19 protein-coding genes are annotated in these 18200 nt (G+C 66.3%); 5 read left to right on the top strand and 14 right to left on the bottom strand.

Annotation, left to right across the window (positions count from 1 at the left end):
- Positions 1-332 precede the first annotated feature (332 nt).
- Positions 333-2657 carry an AsmA family protein gene (locus tag BLQ58_RS02760; RefSeq protein WP_092594464.1) on the bottom strand — a complete coding sequence of 775 codons (2325 nt, stop codon included), beginning with the start codon at positions 2655-2657 and terminating at the stop codon, positions 333-335.
- 193 nt (positions 2658-2850) lie between these two features.
- On the opposite strand from BLQ58_RS02760, the gene tcdA reads away from it, so the two are divergent.
- Positions 2851-3708, top strand: coding sequence for a tRNA cyclic N6-threonylcarbamoyladenosine(37) synthase TcdA (gene tcdA, locus BLQ58_RS02755; RefSeq protein ID WP_254775784.1), 858 nt, complete (start codon positions 2851-2853; stop codon positions 3706-3708).
- On the opposite strand, the gene BLQ58_RS02750 is transcribed toward tcdA, so the two are convergent.
- A complete protein-coding gene (locus tag BLQ58_RS02750; protein WP_092594595.1) occupies positions 3705-4283 on the bottom strand; it encodes a P-loop nucleotide/nucleoside kinase family protein in 579 nt (192 codons plus the stop codon). The genes tcdA and BLQ58_RS02750 overlap by 4 nt on opposite strands.
- 135 nt (positions 4284-4418) lie before the next feature.
- Between BLQ58_RS02750 and BLQ58_RS02745 the strand changes: the two genes are divergently transcribed.
- Positions 4419-4892: a bacteriohemerythrin gene (locus BLQ58_RS02745; protein ID WP_092594462.1), complete on the top strand. Its 474-nt coding sequence runs from the start codon at positions 4419-4421 to the stop codon at positions 4890-4892.
- A gap of 72 nt (positions 4893-4964) precedes the next feature.
- Here the strand turns inward: BLQ58_RS02745 and trxA are convergent, their stop codons facing one another.
- Positions 4965-5810: a thioredoxin gene (gene trxA / locus BLQ58_RS02740; RefSeq protein ID WP_092594460.1), complete on the bottom strand. Its 846-nt coding sequence runs from the start codon at positions 5808-5810 to the stop codon at positions 4965-4967.
- Between the two features lie 235 nt (positions 5811-6045).
- On the opposite strand from trxA, the gene BLQ58_RS02735 reads away from it, so the two are divergent.
- Positions 6046-7755, top strand: coding sequence for a long-chain fatty acid--CoA ligase (locus BLQ58_RS02735; RefSeq protein WP_092594458.1), 1710 nt, complete (start codon positions 6046-6048; stop codon positions 7753-7755).
- 70 nt (positions 7756-7825) lie between these two features.
- On the opposite strand, the gene BLQ58_RS02730 is transcribed toward BLQ58_RS02735, so the two are convergent.
- The gene (locus tag BLQ58_RS02730; RefSeq protein WP_092594456.1) at positions 7826-8629 is read right to left on the bottom strand and encodes an ankyrin repeat domain-containing protein; all 804 of its coding nucleotides are present in this window, start codon (positions 8627-8629) and stop codon (positions 7826-7828) included.
- A gap of 21 nt (positions 8630-8650) precedes the next feature.
- The gene (locus tag BLQ58_RS02725) at positions 8651-9448 is read right to left on the bottom strand and encodes a gamma-glutamylcyclotransferase (protein ID WP_092594454.1); all 798 of its coding nucleotides are present in this window, start codon (positions 9446-9448) and stop codon (positions 8651-8653) included.
- A gap of 199 nt (positions 9449-9647) precedes the next feature.
- On the opposite strand from BLQ58_RS02725, the gene BLQ58_RS02720 reads away from it, so the two are divergent.
- Positions 9648-9968 (top strand): hypothetical protein, encoded by a 321-nt coding sequence (locus tag BLQ58_RS02720; protein ID WP_092594452.1) that lies wholly within the window; start codon positions 9648-9650, stop codon positions 9966-9968.
- Between the two features lie 69 nt (positions 9969-10037).
- Here the strand turns inward: BLQ58_RS02720 and BLQ58_RS02715 are convergent, their stop codons facing one another.
- The 7 genes from BLQ58_RS02715 to BLQ58_RS02685 form a co-directional block, all read right to left on the bottom strand.
- Positions 10038-10385, bottom strand: coding sequence for an FKBP-type peptidyl-prolyl cis-trans isomerase (locus BLQ58_RS02715; RefSeq protein WP_066731639.1), 348 nt, complete (start codon positions 10383-10385; stop codon positions 10038-10040).
- 52 nt (positions 10386-10437) lie between these two features.
- Positions 10438-10986, bottom strand: coding sequence for a YaeQ family protein (locus BLQ58_RS02710; RefSeq protein WP_092594450.1), 549 nt, complete (start codon positions 10984-10986; stop codon positions 10438-10440).
- 165 nt (positions 10987-11151) lie between these two features.
- Positions 11152-11460: a hypothetical protein gene (locus tag BLQ58_RS02705; RefSeq protein WP_092594448.1), complete on the bottom strand. Its 309-nt coding sequence runs from the start codon at positions 11458-11460 to the stop codon at positions 11152-11154.
- Positions 11461-11600: 140 nt separating this feature from the next.
- Positions 11601-12218, bottom strand: coding sequence for a YceI family protein (locus BLQ58_RS02700; protein WP_092594446.1), 618 nt, complete (start codon positions 12216-12218; stop codon positions 11601-11603).
- A 10-nt stretch (positions 12219-12228) separates the two neighbouring features.
- Positions 12229-12618 (bottom strand): MAPEG family protein, encoded by a 390-nt coding sequence (locus BLQ58_RS02695; protein WP_092594444.1) that lies wholly within the window; start codon positions 12616-12618, stop codon positions 12229-12231.
- Positions 12619-12711: 93 nt separating this feature from the next.
- Positions 12712-12942: an RNA-binding S4 domain-containing protein gene (locus BLQ58_RS02690; protein ID WP_092594442.1), complete on the bottom strand. Its 231-nt coding sequence runs from the start codon at positions 12940-12942 to the stop codon at positions 12712-12714.
- 2 nt (positions 12943-12944) lie between these two features.
- A complete protein-coding gene (locus tag BLQ58_RS02685) occupies positions 12945-14693 on the bottom strand; it encodes a glutamine--tRNA ligase/YqeY domain fusion protein (protein ID WP_092594441.1) in 1749 nt (582 codons plus the stop codon).
- A gap of 312 nt (positions 14694-15005) precedes the next feature.
- On the opposite strand from BLQ58_RS02685, the gene BLQ58_RS02680 reads away from it, so the two are divergent.
- On the top strand, positions 15006-16490 hold the full coding sequence (locus BLQ58_RS02680) for a CoA transferase (RefSeq protein WP_092594439.1): 1485 nt from the start codon (positions 15006-15008) through the stop codon (positions 16488-16490).
- A gap of 19 nt (positions 16491-16509) precedes the next feature.
- Here the strand turns inward: BLQ58_RS02680 and BLQ58_RS02675 are convergent, their stop codons facing one another.
- Both BLQ58_RS02675 and BLQ58_RS02670 read right to left on the bottom strand, forming a co-directional pair.
- Positions 16510-17127 carry a pyridoxamine 5'-phosphate oxidase family protein gene (locus tag BLQ58_RS02675; RefSeq protein ID WP_092594437.1) on the bottom strand — a complete coding sequence of 206 codons (618 nt, stop codon included), beginning with the start codon at positions 17125-17127 and terminating at the stop codon, positions 16510-16512.
- A gap of 79 nt (positions 17128-17206) precedes the next feature.
- Positions 17207-18067: a PhzF family phenazine biosynthesis protein gene (locus tag BLQ58_RS02670; protein ID WP_092594591.1), complete on the bottom strand. Its 861-nt coding sequence runs from the start codon at positions 18065-18067 to the stop codon at positions 17207-17209.
- Between the last annotated feature and the right edge of the window lie 133 nt (positions 18068-18200).

Here is an 18200-nt window from a genome sequence, read left to right as displayed (position 1 = left end):
GTGGTTCGCGCCGCCGGCAAGGGTCTCCGATCCGGACGATAAGACGCGCGAAAAAGAAAATCAGTGCGGCCGGAGCCGCACCTTACAAGGCATCGCCTGCCAGACTGGAACCCGGCGAGCGACGGCGTTGCGTGTCGTTGTTCATTAATTAATTGCTTAATCAACGACCAGCCGATTATGCGACTGCCAGTGGGGTCCGCACAACAACGGTGTGAAAGGGCGTGCCAAATCCGCAACACATTCGGTACAGCTGTGTTGCGGATTCGCCAACGTGGGCACGTGCAATGACGAGAGGCGCCCGGGCACCCGGGCACCAGTAGCCGTGCCGTTCGCTAGCCGCCCTGGTAGAGCTGCTTGTCGTGGTCCGGTCGCAACGGTTGCTGCACCGTGGGCCCGGGCATGCGCGGCTTGGTCGGCGGCGGGGCGGGCTCGCCGCGCGCGGCGTCGGACTTCGTCGGCGACTCGGGAATGGCCGGGCCGGCCTGCTGCTGGCCCTTCGGCGCCGCTGGCCCCTGATAGGTCTTGCCCGGCGGCGGGGCGGTAGGCCGCTTCTTGAGTTCCGCCAGGAGGCTTGCGCACTGGCTTTCGTCGCCGCCGCCCGAGATGTCGAGCAAAGGCACCACCATGGCCACCGGCGCGGTCAGCGCCAGCGCCAGCGCGCCGCCGGCACGCAGCGCCAGGATGGCGATATTCGGGCTGACCGACGGATTCTTGAACGTACCGCCCACATACAGCGGCGAGCGTAGCGAGATAATGCGCAGCCCCTTCGAATCGGGATGGATCGTCAGCGCCAGCCGCTCGTCCTTGAAATCGACCGCGCCCTCGGTGGTGATGATGGCGTCCTGCGTATCGAGCACGAACGTCTGGGCCCGGGCAATGCCGTTCTGGAAGCCGAACGCGCCCACGCCGCAGTTGATCTGTACCGGCTTGTCGCCGAACAGCTTCGAAATCACCACGCTGCCCACGTTCAGGCCGATGGCTTCGAGGATGAACTTGCTGACGGTGCCGTTTTCCACCAGCAGCTTGGCCTCGCCGTTCGACGAGCCCATCAGCGCGGCCACCGAATTGCCCGTCGCCGAAAGCTTGGCGCTGCCGTTGACCTCACCGACGCTGGCGCGGGTGCTTTCCACCTTCGGAAACAGCTGCTTGATCTTCAGGTGCCGCGCGGTCATGTCGACCTTCGCGCCCATCGGCTCGCGTTTGCCGTCGAGCTCGATGGTCGAAACCAGGTTGCCGCCGGCCACGCCGAAGTTGAGCGGGTCGAGCCGCAGCACGCCGTCGGTCAGCTTCAGGTGCGTGGTCAGGTCCGTGATCGGCAGGTCTTCATTGCGCACGATGCGCTTGCCGGTGAATTTCACGTCGGCATCGATCTCGTCCCAGCGTTCGGTGCGGAACGGCGCCACCGGCAGCTTCTTGTCCACGGGCTGCTTCACGGGGCTGTCCTTGGCGGGCTGGCCCGGCTTGGCGCCGCCGCCGATCAGCGGCGCCAGATCGTCGAACAGCAGCTGCTTCGAAACCAGTTCGCCCGACAGCAGCGGGCGGGGCGAACGCTGCGCGAACGTCAGCGTGCCGCCCAGGTCGCTGCTGCCCACCTTGCCGGTGAAGTCGCGGTAGGTATAGGCCGAGGCCCCCTTCTTGAGCGTGGCCACCAGGCGGCCGCGCGTTTCATACGGCGGGGTGGAAGGCAGCACGATGCCGGTCAGGTTATAGAGCGATGCCAGGCTGTCGCCGGCCAGCGTCAGGTTGACGTCGAGCGCGCCAAGGTGGGCCGGGTTCGTTACCGTGCCTTCCATCGTGGCGCGGGTGGCGCCCACGCGCACATCGGCCTGTACCGGATAAGGGGTGTCCACGTCGCGCAGGCTGAGCACGGTACCGGCCTTGCCGGTGGCGTTGATGGTGGCCTTGTTGTAGTGGCCCACGGCTTTCCAGCGGATGCCGTAGCGGTCGTCGTTGCCGGCCTTGCCGCCCTTGTTGTCGTTGGCCTTGGCCTCGGGCGTCGACGCGGCGGAGCCCTGCGACGCCGCCACCGCCGAGGCGTCGGACGGCATCAGCGCGCCGTCGCGGGCCTTGTCGTAGATGGCCTGGTCGCCAATCGTGTCCAGCGTGGCCTGCAGCTGGATCTTCTCGGCAGCGTCGTCCAGCGCCAGGTTGCCGCGCTGGAGCACCACTTCGCCCACATCAAGGTGCCATTTCGACTTGCCCGAGTCGGTCTGCTTGCGCATGTCGAAGGTCCAGTTGTTGCGCTTGTCGGCCAGCCGTTCGAGCCACACGGCCGGGCTGTCGACGACGATGGTCGGCACGTTGATTTCATGGGCCAGCAGCGGCAGCGGGCGCAGCACGAAGATCAGTTCGCGGATCGTGCCCATGCTGGGCGCCTGGGCCCAGTCGGGGTTGCCCACCGAAATGTCTTTGGCCGACAGTCGGGGCCACGGCACGAGCGTGCGCCAGCCGGTTTCCCCCTGGCCACGTTTCCAGGTGACGGTCAGATCGCCATTGATGGCGAAGGGGCGCCCGATCGACTCCGAGACCTTGTCGTTGAGCCACGGCTTGAGCCGGTTCCAGTCGAAGGTCAGGATGATGACGACAAGGATCGCGATCAGCGCCAACGGCGTGAACACGCTCCAGAAAACGATCTTGTGGCGACGCGAGGCGGGCATAAGGGGTGGACTCCTGGTGGCAGCCGTGCGGCGGATCAACCACTGCACAGGTAATTGTAGGGAGCCTCCTCGCGTGTGGTTGTCGGCCTCAGGCTGACATTGCGGTCGTCGGGACGCCTATTTGGCGTGCGTTCGCCGGCCGGATGAATTCCCGCCGGTGACATAAAATGCCGGCAGATTTGAGAATTCCACTATGACGATCAGCCCTACGCCCCTGGCAGAGCAGGACCTGCCCGCGCCCCTGTCACACGAAAGCCCTGCCGACGACGACTACCATCGCCGTTTCGGCGGCGTGGCGCGCCTGTACGGCACGCATGGCCTGGCCCGGCTGGAGGCCGCCAATGTGTGCGTGATCGGCATCGGCGGGGTGGGCAGCTGGGCGGCCGAGGCGCTGGCACGCAACGCGGTGGGGCGTATTACCCTGATTGACCTCGATCACATTGCCGCGTCGAACACCAACCGGCAGATCCACGCGCTGGGCGATGCCTACGGCCGCGCCAAGGTGGAAGCCATGGCCGAGCGCATCGTGGCGATCAACCCGCGCTGCCGCGTGACGCAGATCGACGATTTCGTGACCGAAGACAATGTGGCGGATCTGCTATCAGGCTTCGACTACGTGATCGACGCCATCGACGCGGTGAAGGTCAAGACCGCCATCCTGGGATGGGCCCGCCGCGAGGGCGTGCGCGTGATCACGTGCGGCGGGGCGGGCGGTCAGCTGGACCCCACGCGGGTGCGCATCGAGGACCTGGCCCGCACGATCCAGGACCCGCTGCTGGCCAAGGTGCGTGGCAACCTGCGCCGGCAGTGGGGCTTTCCGCGCGATCCCAGGAAGAAGTTCGGCATCGAGGCGGTCTATTCGGACGAGCCGCTGCGCTATCCCGAGCCCGAGCAGCAGGCGTGCGAGATCGACGAAGTGCCGCCGGCCCCGGTGCGCGGCCCGCAGGGGCTGGCCTGCGCGGGCTTTGGCTCGTCGGTGGCGGTGACGGCGGTGTTCGGATTCGTGGCGGCGTCGGCGGTGATCGGGGCGCTGGCGGCCGGCCAGCCCTAGGCGGCCAACGTCCGCAGCAGGCCGTCGACGGCGGCATCGTCGGGCGCCTGGTTGTCGAAGAAGATCAGCTCGGGATATTCGGCCGGGTCCGGCGAAAACCGCCGGGCGCGATAGGCGTCCCAGTGCGTGAGCTTGTAGGCGTCGTTGGGATTGGCGCGGCGGATGATGCGCGCGTGGGCTTCGTCCTCCGGCAGATGCACCCACACGATTTGTGTGCGCGTGCCGTCCGGTACGTGCAGCCACTGGGGATCGATCAGCAGATGCGCGCGGATTTCGCGTGACAACGGGCCAATCACGATCACGCTGATGCCAAGCATCAGGTTCTCGCGCGCGGTGTCGAGCAGGCCCTCGTATTCGGGGTCTCGCAGATTGTCCAGATAGGCCGGGCTGTCGCGGTCGTTCGGATCGCCGGTGATGGCGCGCATGGCGGCCGCGCTGTAGCGCCCGTAGAGGGTGTCCTTGTCGAGCAGGCAGAACGGTTCGCCGGTGGCCTGCATCAGCGGGCCGATCAGCCGATGGGCGAGAGAAGTCTTGCCGGTGCCTGCGTGGCCGCAGAAGAAGATCAGTCGGGGCATGTCGGTGGCTTGCTGGAAATCCGTCACTTGCCAGGGGCGCGAGCGTCAAGCATACCGTTCTTTGCGGAAAATCAGATCGGACAGCGGCGAAATCGGTATCCTTGCCGCTTATCTCAAAGAAAAGTTTTCAGATCCATGTCTGCAGCACAGAACCCCTACGACGGTCTTTCCTCGGAAGGCTTGCCAGACGAACTCCGGCTGGGCGAGCCCGTCACCGACGCCACGCACGCGGAATTCCTGCAACTGCTCGATGCCGTGGCCAAATCGGACGATGCCGGCTTCCTGGCGGCGTACGACGAGTGGATCGCGCACACGCGCCACCATTTCGAACAGGAAGAGCAGTGGATGGAGGCCATGCAGTTCGGCCCGCGCTTCTGCCATACGAACGAGCACAAGGGCGTGCTGCAGGTGGTGCAGGCCGTGCGCGACAAGATCGCGCAGGAACTGGAAGATCCGGAGGGCCCCGGCAAGGGCGGGCTGTCGCTGGGCCGCAGCCTGGTGGATGAACTGTCAGGCTGGTTCGACAATCACGTGAAGTCGATGGACGCGATGATGGTCGAGCATATGAAGGCCAACGGCTTTTCGCTGATCGAGGCGCCGGCCGTCTAGTGCCGTTCTGCATCGGAGGGGGAAACGTCCCGCCCCGATGCGCGTCTTCCACTCAACTCACCGCAATTCCACTCAGTTCAGCGCCGTGCTCAGTTGCCGGCGCCATTTCGATACCACTTCTGGCGAATCGGCCATCAACTCGAACACCGACAGCATCGTCTTGCGGCCGATGTCGTCTTCAAAGCCACGGTCGCGGCGGACGATTTCCATCAGCTGCGCCAGCGCGGGTTCGTATTCGCGGCGCGCGATCAACACCTTTGCCAGATCCAGGCGCGCGGCCAGGTTGGCCGGGTCGGCCTCGACCTGCGCTTTGAGTTCGGCGCCGTCGGGCAGGCTGTCGAGTCCCTTCATCGCATCGAGCCGGGTCCGCAGCGCGGCGTAGCCGTCTTCCTGCGGCGCACGCGGCGTCAGGCGGCCAAACTCGGCTTCTGCCGTGTCGATGGCATCGCCGTCGAGCAGGAAGCTGATATAGGCCAGGCGATTCAAGTCGTTTTCCGGATCCTCTGCAAGCGCGGCCTGCCACGCGGCCTTGGCGCCTTCACGGTCGCCGGCCGCGGCCAGCGCCTGGGGATCCTGCACCGCGACCTCGCCCTCACCGTCGCCGGGGGGCAGCGTAGCGATGAACTCGCGCAATTGCGATTCCGGCAGCACGCCCACGAACTGGTTGACGGCCTGCCCCCCGGCAAACGCCACCACGTGGGGAATGCTGCGGACGCCAAAGTGTCCGGCCAACTGCTGGTTCTCGTCGACATTGACCTTGACCAGCTTCCACGTGCCGCCGGCTTCGGCTTCCAGCTTTTCCAGCATCGGCCCGAGTGTGCGGCATGGGCCGCACCATGGAGCCCAGAAATCCACCAGTACCGGCACTGGGCTATTGATGACTTCGGCTTCGAAGTTCTGCAGGGTGACGTCGCTCATGTTCTGCACCTTGGAATCGGGTTGGCCAGCACTGTGGCCGGATTCCCCTATTGTGAGGACGAAGCCCCAAATTGCAACCGGCGCCGTCCGGAGTCCGTGGCGATGGGTAGGAGAACCTCCTGTTGAAAATAGAACGGTCGTTCAGTTATATTGCTTGACCACTACGCGGGGTCCACCCTGCGAGACACGCGCTTTCCAGAAACTGGTCCCTTGAAGACCATCCGCAGGAGACACCATGACCACCAAGCCCGCCCGTCCGCATTTTCAGTTCTGGCCCAAGCGAGTGCCGACCGAAATCGTGCTGCCGGAAACTTCGCTCTGGTACAACCTCGAAGTCTCGGCACACCGCTATGCGGACAAGGCCGCGATCCGCTACTTCGGCAACGCCATCACGTTCCGTGCGCTGGAGGCGCAGGCCACGGCGATGGCCGGCTGGCTGCAGCAGAAGGCGGGGGTGAAGAAGGGCGATCGTGTGCTGCTGTACATGCAGAACTGCCCGCAGTTCATCATCAGCTATTACGCGATACTGCGCGCGGACGCCGTGGTGGTGCCGGTCAATCCGATGAACCGCGCCGAGGAATTCAAGCACTACATCACCGATGCCGGCGCCCGCGTGGCAATCTGCACGGCAGACCTGGCGGCCGGCGCGATGCAGGCCGACAGCGAACTGGCCGCCGACCAGCGCCTGCAGCATCTGCTGGTGACGCAGTACGCCGACGCGCTGCCGCCGTCGCACGAATTTCCCGAGGATGCGCCGCCCGCCTGGCTGACCGTGCAGCATCCGCTGCCGGACAGCGCCACGCCGTGGGCGCAGGCGCTGGGTGCCGGCCTGCAGCCGGGGCCGCATACCGCCGGCCCCGACGACATGGCGGTGATGCCGTACACATCGGGCACCACGGGCTTTCCGAAGGGCTGCATCCACACCCATCGCTCGGTGATGCACAACGTGATCGGCGGCGCGACGTGGTCGGGCAGTGGCGCGGAATCGGTGATCCTGTCGGTGCTGCCGCTGTTCCACGTGACCGGCATGCAGTACGGCATGAACGGCCCGATCTACACCGGCGCCACCGTGGTGATGCTGCCGCGCTGGGATCGCGAAGTGGCCGGGCGCCTGATCTCGCGCTACCAGGTCACGCACTGGACCAACATCCCGACCATGGTGATCGACTTCCTGGGCAGCCCGAACCTGGCGACGTTCGACGTCAGCAGCCTGCGCTACATCGGTGGCGGCGGCGCGGCCATGCCGCAGGCGGTGGCGGAACGCCTGAAGACGCAGTTCGGGCTGAGCTACCTGGAAGGCTACGGCCTGTCGGAGACCATGGCGCCGACCCATAGCAATCCATCCGAGCGCGCCAAGCTGCAGTGCCTGGGCGTGCCGACCTTCAACACCGACGCGCGCGTGGTGGACCCGGTCACGCTGCAGGAAATGCCGCCCAACGAGGTGGGCGAGATCATCGTGCGCGGCCCGCAGGTGTTCAAGGGGTACTGGGGCAAGGAAGACGCCACCCGCGACGCGTTCATCGAGTTCGAAGGCCAGACCTACTTCCGTACCGGCGACCTGGGCCGCATGGACGAAGAAGGCTATTACTTCATCACCGACCGCCTCAAGCGCATGATCAATGCGTCGGGCTTCAAGGTCTGGCCAGCCGAGGTGGAAAACCTGCTGTACAAGCATCCGGCCGTGCAGGAGGCCTGCATCATCGGCACGCGCGACCAGTATCGCGGCGAGACGGTGAAGGCGGTGGTGGTGCTGCGCGCCGACGCCAAGGGCAAGACGCGGCCCGAGGACATCATCGAATGGGCCAAGGAAAACATGGCGGCCTACAAGTACCCGCGCGTGGTGGAATTTGTCGATGCACTGCCGAAGTCGGGCACCGGCAAGGTGATGTGGCGCCAGCTGCAGGAATCGGAAAACGCGCGCCAGACGCCTGCCGCCGCGTCCTGACGTGGGTGGCCGGCGCCCCTCTCCCGCGACGCGGGGAGGGGCGCAGCTATCGGGGGTAGCTGGATCTGCTTCAGTGCCCCCTGGCACGCATCAGCATCTTGACCATCGTCTTGTAACCGCGCTCGCGCGCATGGCGCGACGGCGTGATGCCCTCTCGGTCCGCCAGGTTGGCGTCTGCACCGGCATCGATCAGCAATTGCACGATCTCTTCATAGCGGGCGCTGCCGTCGCCGAGGATGATGGCTTCCAGCAGTGCCGTCCACCCAAGCTGATTGACGCGATCGACCGGCACGCCTGCCTTCAATAGCAGTTTTACGACTTCGACGTTGCCATGCTGGCAGGCCGCAATCAGGGCCGTGCCATCGTAGCGGTCGGTGCTGCGGATATCGGCGCCATGCGACAGCGACAGGCGCACCACATCGATCTGGTTGGTGGCTGATGCCAGCAGGAAGGCGCTGTTGGATTCGCCGTCTTTCTGGTTCACGTCGGCGCCGGCCATGATCAGCGCGCGCGCCACGTCGCCCCGGCGGTTGTACACCGCTGCCAGCAGCGCGGAGCGGCCGCGTTCGTCCACGGCACGTAGCGACGCGCCGGCCTTGAGTAGCCGGTTGACCAGATCGAGGTCGCCAATGCTGGCTGCCGTGATCAGGTTGCGGTCGAGTGCGGATATGCCTTCACCACGTGCCGCCGGGTGGGAGGGCGGCGGGTGGGGCGCCGGTGCCGACGGCGACGACGCGTCGCGCAGCCCGCCGATCGAGCGCGCCAGCGTCTGGCCACCTTGCCCCGCCAGCAGTCCGCCACCCATCAGCAATCCCATGAGCCCCAGCATTTCAGCGAGTGCCTGGCGGCGGGGACGGGTCTGGGAGCGCGTCATGATGGTCGGCAGTGGCTTCGGTCAGACGGTTTCGTGGGGATGGGCCGTGGCAGCCACGGCGTCCTCGGGGCAGGTCGCCGCCGAGGCCGAGGTTCCCACCGGCGTGGCGACGGCACAGGCGTCGCTGGTGGCTTCGGCGGCGTCGCTTTCCTGCAACTGGCGCCAGAGCCGGCCCAGGTAGGGGTCGTCCACGCCATGCGTGGCCAGCCCCAGCAGCGTTTGGTGCAGATACTCGCGGGCCGGCCCGTACAGGCCGCAGGCGTGACGCAGGCAGTCCACCACGCGCGCGTCGGGCAGCCGGCCGGCATAGCCGGCATGTTCGCGATTCATCACGAAAGCGAGCGCCCGCTGCTCGGGTGCGTCAGGGCTGGCGTCGAGCTTCACGCGCAGCCAGCGCGGATGGTAGGCGCCGGTCATCATTTCCCGGCGCCACAGCACCCGGAATTCCTGTTCGACGACATGGCGGGGGATGCGGAACACCATGCCCGTGCAGCAGCCGCCGCGGTCCAGGCCGAGCACCAGCCCCGGGTTATCCCAGGTGCCGCGATTGATTTTCGAATACAGGTAGAAGCCGCGGTGGTAGCCATGCACGGTGGCCAGGCGGCTTTCGGTATGGACCACCATCGGGTTCCAGATCAGCGATCCGTAGCCGAAGACCCAGACGTCGCCGTCCAGTCCGGGGGTGTCCGGGCGGCTGGCCAGCGTGTGGCACAGCGATCGCTCCACATCGGCCTCGGGCAACAGCGAAGACGCGACCGGCGTGCTGCACAGCGTCGTGCGCAGCCGGTTTGCTTCGAGGTCCTGTCTTGTGATGGCCATGGCTGAAAGAATAATCCAAAGCGCCTTGATGCGTCGCAAGCAAACCACACATGGGGGTCAAGGTGTGTGCAGCAGGCAACGGTCGTTGGGTTGGCGCGTGTCCAATGGGTTGGCCGGATCGTGGGCCAAGTCACTACAATAGGGGCCCTAACGCACGCAAGTTTCGTTCAACGCTCGGCGAATTTCGGAGAAACCGCACATGGCGCACACCCTGACCGTGGTATTTGGCAGCGGCAAGGAATTTGAATTCACGCTGGACGACAGCGAGCTGGCGGCGGTCACCGAGGACGCCGCCTGGCGCTGGTTCGACCGCGAATATGCCGAACTGGACTGCCAGGCATCGAGCCCCGTGGGCAAGGTGCTTGTGATCGACAAGATCCTTAATGTCGCGAAGTTTTCCGGCGAGAACCGGTTTGCCGGCAGTGCCGACTGGGCGCAGGATTTTGCCCGCCACGCGGGGCGCCTGCTGGACCGCGACAAGGTGCGGATCGACGTGGGCAACGCCGCCATCGGTTTCTGACCGTTATCGGGCGCGAACAAACAAAAACGGACGCCGAGGCGTCCGTTTGCTTTGCTGTGTGCGCCGGAATCAGACCGACAGCAGTTCCACTTCGAACAGCAGGGTGGCGTTCGGCGGGATCACGCCGCCCGCGCCGCGCGCGCCGTAGCCGAGATCGGCCGGGATCACCAGGCGGCGCGTGCCGCCCACCTTCATGCCTTGCACGCCTTCGTCCCAGCCACGGATCACATGGCCGGCGCCCAGCGGGAAGACGAACGGGTCGTTACGGTCCTTGCTCGAATCGAACTTGCGGCCCGGTTGGCCGTTTTCGTAGAGCCAGCCGGTGTAATGCACGGTCACGTGCTTGCCAGCCGTGGCTTCGTCGCCCGAGCCGACGACGGTGTCTTCGTATTGCAGGCCGGAGGGATTGGTATGCATCGCGATCTTCCTTTTTCTGTGTGGCGGGAAATATAACCGACGGCCGCTGCGATCAGCCGTCGGCGCGCTGGAGCACGTCGCGCGTCAGCTGCACGTTGTGATCGTCGTCGCTGACCCAGATGTCGCCGTCCTGGATGGTCACGGACAGGCGCATGGCACGCTGGGCCATCTGCGCCAGCGCGTCCACGGCTTCGGACGGCACATTGTAGACGGTCACGTTGCGCAGCTTGCCGGCCTTGCCGGCCATGCCTTTCCACCATTCGCGGGCGCTGGCGCTCTGATAGGTATAGACGGTAACGTGGTCGGCGCGGGCGGCGGCGCGCTTCAGGCGCGTTTCATCGGGCTGCCCGAGGTCGATCCAGTGGATGATGTCGCCCGTCAGGGACTTGTCCCAGAGGTCCGGTTCGTCGGGTTCGTCCAGGCCACGCGTGAACGCCATGGTTTCGGTGGCTTCGCAGGCAAAGGCCAGCAGGCGGACCATCATGCGGGCATCGTTCTCGGACGGATGCTGCGCGATGGTGAGCGTATGACTGCCGTAGTACGGCCGGTCCATGTCCGAGACGGACAGGTCGGCCTTGAAGATCGTGGATTTGAGCGCCATGGGTCAGGAATGCGGCGCGCCGGCAACGGTGCCGGACACGCGAAAGGCGGAATCATACGTGATCCGCGCGGCGGCGCGATGGAAAACCGGCGCGGGTATGTGCGCCGGCCCGTTCAGGCTGCGGGGGGAGCAGCACGGCGCGGGAAGGCCGTCAGGGCCAAATTCTCAGGACTTGCGATATTCGCCCAGCCAGAAGCGCAGCATGGCCGATACGAGCACCAGCCCCAGGAATGCAGCCGCGGCCACCAGGGCCAGGCCACCATCGCTGTTGATCTTGCCGTCCACAATCAGGCGCGTCAGCAGGATGCCAACCATGCCGGCCAGCAGGGGCAGCAGCAGGGCGCCCCGGCCGTAGGTCTTGAAGGCCCACAGCGGGAAGCGACGGAGAAAATCGGCAGGAATGCTGCACGCCAGGCACGCACCGGCAGCAGCCAGCGACGCCGAAACGACGTCGTTGAGAGAGATGAGGCTCATCTTGACTCGCGTATGGCCGGGTTTGCTTAGGCGAAACGCGGCAGGATGGGAATAGGCAAGGCGCTGATTTTACTGAAGATTTTTTCCGAATAGGTGACGCTGGGCCGTCATCGCACTTCGCGGCGTCGCTTTTTTTCGAATTATTGGGCGGGCCCCGCCGGCGCTGCCTCCACAGAAATCTGCAATGTGACGCTATCGCCGACATCGGGGAGAAAACGCGTCATGCCGAAGGCGCTGCGCGAGAATGTGGTGCGGAAATCACCGCCACAGACATCCCGCCTGATACCGAACAGGACGGTCTGGCCACAACTGAAGCGGTCGGCTTCCAGCCTGATCGGCTGGGCCACGCCATGGAGGGTAAGCGTTCCTTCCACCGCAACCAGCCTGCCGCCCTCCGTCACAAACTGGTTTGCCTGGAGGCGGGCCACCGGAAACGTCTGGGCGTCAAGAAACTGGGCCGAACGCAGCACACCATCGAGACTGCGGTTGCCGCTGTCGACCGAATCGGTGTCCACGGTGAAGTCGATCGATCCAGCACCCGTGGCCGGGTCGTAAATGACACGCCCATCGATCTTGCCAAACCGCCCGCGCACGCTGGTGCGATCGAAGTGGCTGACCCCAAAATAGACGCTGGTATGCGTAGGATCGACGGCGTAGTGCGTGGGCGCTGCCAGGGCCGGCGTGCCGGTCAGGGCCGCCAGCGTGGCGAGGGCAGCAAGCGGGGCGAGCGGGATGCGGGAAGGGCGTCGTGTCGGCATGGCCGTGGGTTCAGTGGACGAACACGGGAAGCAGGAAAATGCCGATCACCGTCAGATAGCCAATCGTCCAGCACAGCGTCCGCAACGTGGCGCGGTCGGTCAGGTAGCAGATCGTGTAGAGGATCCGGACCACGATGAACACCATGGCCAGTTCATTGATGCGGGCCTGGGGCGCCGCCAGATGCGTGGCCGTGAAGACCGCCGCGGCAAAGAACGGAAACGCTTCGAAATGATTGCGGTGCGCCATGTCCGCGCGGCGGGCGCGGCCGCTTTGCCTTTCCAGCCACGCGCGCGGGTCGTGGTTATCGAAAGTGCCGGCACGGCTGCCGGCCTTGGCGATGGAAACAGTCAGCACTGGCATCAGGCCTGCCAGCAATACACACCAGAACGCGATCGGCATGAAGACTCCTTGCGTGTTTCGGTGCGGAGGCGGCATGAGCCGCCGCCTCCTTTCCATTTGTGCCGGGGCCGTGGAGCGCGCCCCAAGGCGGGTTCAGGCGGCGACGACCTTGATGCGAACGCCGTCAGCGCCGCCAACGCCCACCACCTGGCCGGCGCGGATCTTGGCGGTCTTGCGCGACTCCGGCGTGCCGTCCACCGAGACCTCGCCAGCCGCGACCAGCGCCTTGCCGGCGCCGCCGCTGTCGCAGACGCCAGCCACCTTGAGCAGGTCGTTCAGGGCGATGAACTCGCCCTCGAGCGGAAACGTAATCGTCTGTGCCATGCTCACTTGCCCCAGCTGTCCTTGAGGCCGACCGTGCGATTGAACACCGGCTTGCCGGGCTGCGAATCGGTACGGTCCGCAACGAAATAGCCGTGACGTTCGAACTGGAAGCGCTCTTCCGGCTTGGCGTCGCGCAGGCCCGGTTCCAGGTAGGCGGTCACCACCTTCTTCGAGTCCGGGTTCAGCGCATCGAGGAAATTCTTGCCGCCGGCATCGGGATTCGGGTCGTTGAACAGGCGGTCGTACAGGCGCACTTCGGCCGGGCAGGCATGCGCCGCGCTGACCCAGTGAATGTTGCCCTTGACCTTGACGCTGTCCGCGCCCGGCGTGCCGCTCTTTGTTTCCGGCAGGTAGTTCGCATGGACGGCGACCACGTTGCCGTCGGCGTCCTTGTCCACGCCCGTGCATTCGATCACGTAGCCGTAGCGCAGACGCACCTTGTTGCCGGGGAACAGGCGGAAATAGCCTTTCGGCGGATTTTCGGTGAAGTCGTCGCGCTCGATCCACAGTTCGCGCGACAGCGGGAACACGCGGCGGCCCATTTCCGGCAGCTTCGGGTGCACCGGCGCCGAGCATTCCTCGCTCTGGCCCTCGAGATAGTTGTCCAGGATCAGCTTGACCGGATCCAGCACGCCCACGCTGCGCGGGGCACGGGCATCGAGGTCGTCGCGCACGGCGCCTTCCAGCGTGCTCATGTCAATCCAGCTGTCGGCCTTCGACACGCCGATGCGGTCGCAGAACAGTTGGATCGATTCCGGCGTATAGCCGCGGCGGCGCATCCCGACGATAGTCGGCATGCGCGGGTCGTCCCAGCCGTCCACGCGCTTTTCGTCCACCAGCTGCTTGAGCTTGCGCTTGCTGGTGATGGCGTAGGTGAGGTTCAGGCGGGCGAATTCGTACTGGTGCGGCAGCGGGCTGGCGAAGACGCCGGCATCGCGCAGGTGTTCCAGCACCCAGTCATAAAGCGGGCGGTTGTTCTCGAATTCGAGCGTGCACAGCGAGTGCGTGATGTTCTCGATCGCGTCCGAGATGCAGTGCGTGAAGTCGTACATCGGATAGATGCACCACTTGTCGCCGGTCCGGTGGTGATGGGCATGGCGGATGCGATAGAGCACCGGGTCGCGCATCACGATGTTCGGCGCGGCCATGTCGATCCTGGCGCGCAGCACGTGCTCGCCGTCACCGTACTTGCCGTCGCGCATCTCGCGGAACAGCTTCAGGTTTTCCTCGACGGAGCGGTCGCGGAACGGCGACGGCTTGCCGGGCTCCGAGAAATTGCCGCGGCTGGCGGCAATCTGGTCGGCGCTCTGGCTGTCCACGTAGGCCACGCCACGCTCGATCAGGGTCTCGGCGAACTGGTACAGGCGGTCGAAGTAGTCGCTCGCGTAGTACAGGTGGGGCTCGCCGCCGGGCTGCTTGGCATCCCATGAGAAACCGAGCCAGTGCACCGCGTCGATGATCGAATCGACGTATTCGGTGTCTTCCTTGACCGGGTTCGTGTCGTCGAAGCGCAGGTGGCAGCGGCCGGCGTAGTCGCGGGCCAGGCCGAAGTTCACGCAGATGCTCTTGGCGTGGCCGATGTGCAGGTAGCCGTTCGGCTCCGGCGGAAAGCGCGTGATGACGGTCGGCAGCGGCTCGCCCTGCTTGTCCGCGCGGCCGCCGTACGTGCCGGCGGCGAGGTCCTGGTCGATGATGCTCCGCAGGAAATTGGAGGCGGCTGGCGTGTCGGTAGGCTTGTTGTCGTGGCTCATGTTTGCGCCGCATCACCTGCGGCTCGATAACTGGTGGACCGGCCCGGTCTGGGTTGACCCGGCCACGTTCCTGGTGTTCCTGGATTGTGTGCGCTGGAATGGCGACGGAAAGTCCGGCGAATGGTCCGATTTTACCGTGCCTGCGGCGCAACCCGGCGGTACGGCTCGAAATTCGGATTCGTCTCACGGCGCAACGGGCCGAAGTGGTGCAGAATCCACGGCACGGTACGGCTCGACGTACCCGCCTCGCGCATGCTCCGTGCGACGTCATCGTCGCATGCCGTCTTCATTCCCGCCGCAGGAATACATGCCATGAATGCCGCCAGTTCCGCCACGAATACCCCCGACGCCGCCGGCCCCGGCCGCGCCGCCATCCACCAGGCACCCGCCGACGTGCTTGCCGCGCTGTGGAGCGCCGCCGCCATGCCGCCCGAGGCGCTGTCCCATGTGACGCTGACCGGCCAGGATCCCATCCTGCCGTCCAGCTTCGCGATCGGCACCGCCGCGCAGGCCTGCCTGGGCGCGTCGGCGCTGGCGGCGGCTGCGATCTGGGCCCACCGCACCGGCCGCTGGCAGGATGTGTCGGTCGACATGCGCCATGCACTGGCGGAATTCCGGAGCGAACGCTACCTGCGTGTCAACGGCGGGCCGGCGCCCGAGCTTTGGGACAGGATCGCCGGGCTGTATCCGGCCGGGGACGGCCGCTGGGTGCGCCTGCATACGAATTTTCCCCACCATCGGGACGGCGTTCTGAAGATCCTCAAATGCGCGTACGACAAGGACGCCGTACGGGCGGCGCTGTCGGGATGGAAGGCCGAGGATTTCGAGACGGTCGCGTCGGACGCCGGCATGGTCGTGTCGGCCATGCGCTCGCTCGGCGAATGGCTGCAGCATCCGCAGGCTCAGGCGCTGCAAGGGCTGCCGCCGGTGATCATCGAGAAGATCGGCGACGCCCCGCCGGAACCGCTGCCAGCATTCGGGCCCCATGCCGAGATCAATGTCGATGCACGGCCGCTGAGCGGTGTCCGGGTGCTGGACTTCACGCGCATCATCGCGGGGCCGGTTGCCGGCCGCACGCTGGCTGCGCATGGGGCCGACGTGCTGCTGGTGACGGCCGCGCACCTGCCCTCGATGCCTTCGCTGGTGATCGATACGGGTCGTGGCAAGCGGTCATGCCAGCTCGACCTTCGCGATGCCGACGACAAGCGCACGCTGCACAAGTTGTTCCACGGGGCCGATGTGGTGGTGCAGGGGTATCGCCCCAACGGGCTGGCGGAACTGGGCGCCGGCCCCGACGCGGCGGCGCGGGCCCGCCCCGGCATCGTCTACGTGTCGCTGTCCGCCTACGGCCATGTGGGTCCCTGGTCGGGCAAGCGGGGCTTCGACTCGCTGGTGCAGACCGCCACCGGCATCAATACCGACGAAGCGCAGGCGGCCGGCAGCGCCGAGCCGAAGCCGCTGCCGGCGCAGGTGCTGGACCACGCCTCGGGCTATCTGCTGGCCTTCGGGGCGATGGTCGCGCTGCATCGCCGAGCGGTGGAAGGGGGCAGCTGGCACGTGCGCGTATCGCTGGCGCAGGTGGGGCAGTGGCTGCGCAGCCTCGGGCGCGTGCCGGGTGGCGCGGCGGTGCCGGATCAGCATATCGACGAAATTTCCGACCTGCTCGAAGTGGAAGAGTCGGGCTTCGGGGAGCTGACCGTGGTGCGCCACGCGGCGCACCTGTCCGAGACGCCTGCCCACTGGGCGTTGCCGTCGGTGCCGCTGGGCACGCACGCGGCGGAGTGGCTCCCGCGCTAACCGCCAGCGGGCCAAGCGCCTAGTACAGCGTGGTGCGTACGCGCTCGGGCAGTTCGCGGTCGTAGGCGGCGCCATCGATCGCGTTCTGGCTCAGCGTGGCCAGCATGGTGCCGGTGCTGGGCAGCGCCTCGCGGGGCACCTGCGCGTCGGCCAGCCACAGGCGAGAGCGCAGCAGGGCGCGCGCGCACTGGAAGAACACCGAGTGGATGCGGATCACCAGTACCGTGGTGGGCGCCTTGTCCTGCATCATGCAGCGGGCGATCAGGTCCGGATCGGTGGAGACGCTGGCCGTGCCGCTGACGCGTAGCGTCTCGTTGACGCCGGGCACCAGGAACAGCAGCCCCACGCGCGGGTCGGCCAGGATATTGCGCAGGCTGTCGATGCGATTATTGCCGCGCCGGTCGGGCAGCAGCAGCGTGCGGTCGTCCAGCACCTGCACGAAACCCGGCGCATCGCCGCGTGGCGAGCAGTCGCCGCCCTGTTTGTTCATCGTGGAAAGCAGGCAGAACGGCGAGGCTTCGACGAACGCGCGGTAGTGCGGATGCAGATAGTCGACTTCCTTGGCCAGAGAGGCGGCGCCGGGTTCGGCGTAGAGCGCCTCCAGGTCGGCCAGCGTGGCAATGTCGTGCGATGGCATGGGACGGCTCGCGAAGATGGGCGTGGAGAGGAAGGCGCCAGTATGACGCACATCCCCCAGGGCTCGATGGTCGGTGCGGTCAGATGCTGACCGTGCCGCGTCCCAGCTCGATCACGCGGCCGCCCACGCGGATGGCGCCTTCGGCGGTCACGGCAAGGTCCAGCCGGCATCGTCGGTCGACGAATTCACCCTGATCGACTTCATAGCGGGCCGGCAGCGCATGTCCGGTGGCCAGCAGCCAGCCGCCCAGGTTTGCGCACGCGGAGCCGGTGCCCGGATCTTCCGCCACGCCGCCGCCCTGCTTGGTGAAGAAATAGCGCGCCAGCACCTTGCCCGGCTGTTCGGGATCGAAGGCAAACACATAGGCGGTCTTGCGGCCCAGGCTGCTTTGCGGCCAGCGGTCCAGGCGGCTGCTGTCGGGCTGGGCGCGGCGCACGGCGTCGGGCGTCTTCACGGGCACCAGCAGCTGGTCGGCGCCGGTATCGACCCAGATCGGCGCGCCGGCCAGGTCGTCGGCATGCAGGCCCAGCAGCGATGCCATCTCGGTATCCGGCAGGCCGGCCGGCGCCGTTTTCGGCGCGCCCTGGTGCGGGGCGGTCAGCGTCCAGCGGTCTTCCACGGCGGTCACGGGGACGACTCCGGCCTTGAATTCCAGCGACAGCGCGTTGCCGGCCTGCGCCAGGTCGCGCACCACGTGGGCGGTGCCCAGAGTCGGATGGCCGGCAAAGCGCATCTCGTAGCCAGGCGTAAAGATGCGCACGGCCGCATTGGCCTTGTCGGACGGCAGGATGAACGTCGTCTCGGACAGGTTGAACTGCAGGGCCAGGGCCTGCATGGTGGCGTCGTCCATGCCGCGCGCATCCTCGAACACACACAGGGGATTGCCGCCGAACGTGGATTCGGCAAAGACATTGACGATTCGGTATGCGTAGGTGGCCATGGGCGTATCGCGGACGTGAATGGAAAACCACATAGTGCAGCGAAGCGCTACGCCGACGCCATGCACAGTTTCATGCAAGTGCAACGGAACAGTTGCGCTCGGCATCCGCTTCGCATCTTTAAGCGGAATGCGA

The sequence above is a fragment of the Ralstonia sp. 25mfcol4.1 genome, assembly GCF_900104095.1.
Classification (GTDB): domain Bacteria; phylum Pseudomonadota; class Gammaproteobacteria; order Burkholderiales; family Burkholderiaceae; genus Cupriavidus.
The sequence above is the reverse complement of the archived record's forward strand: the minus strand, read 5'-3'. Positions and strand labels throughout refer to the sequence as shown.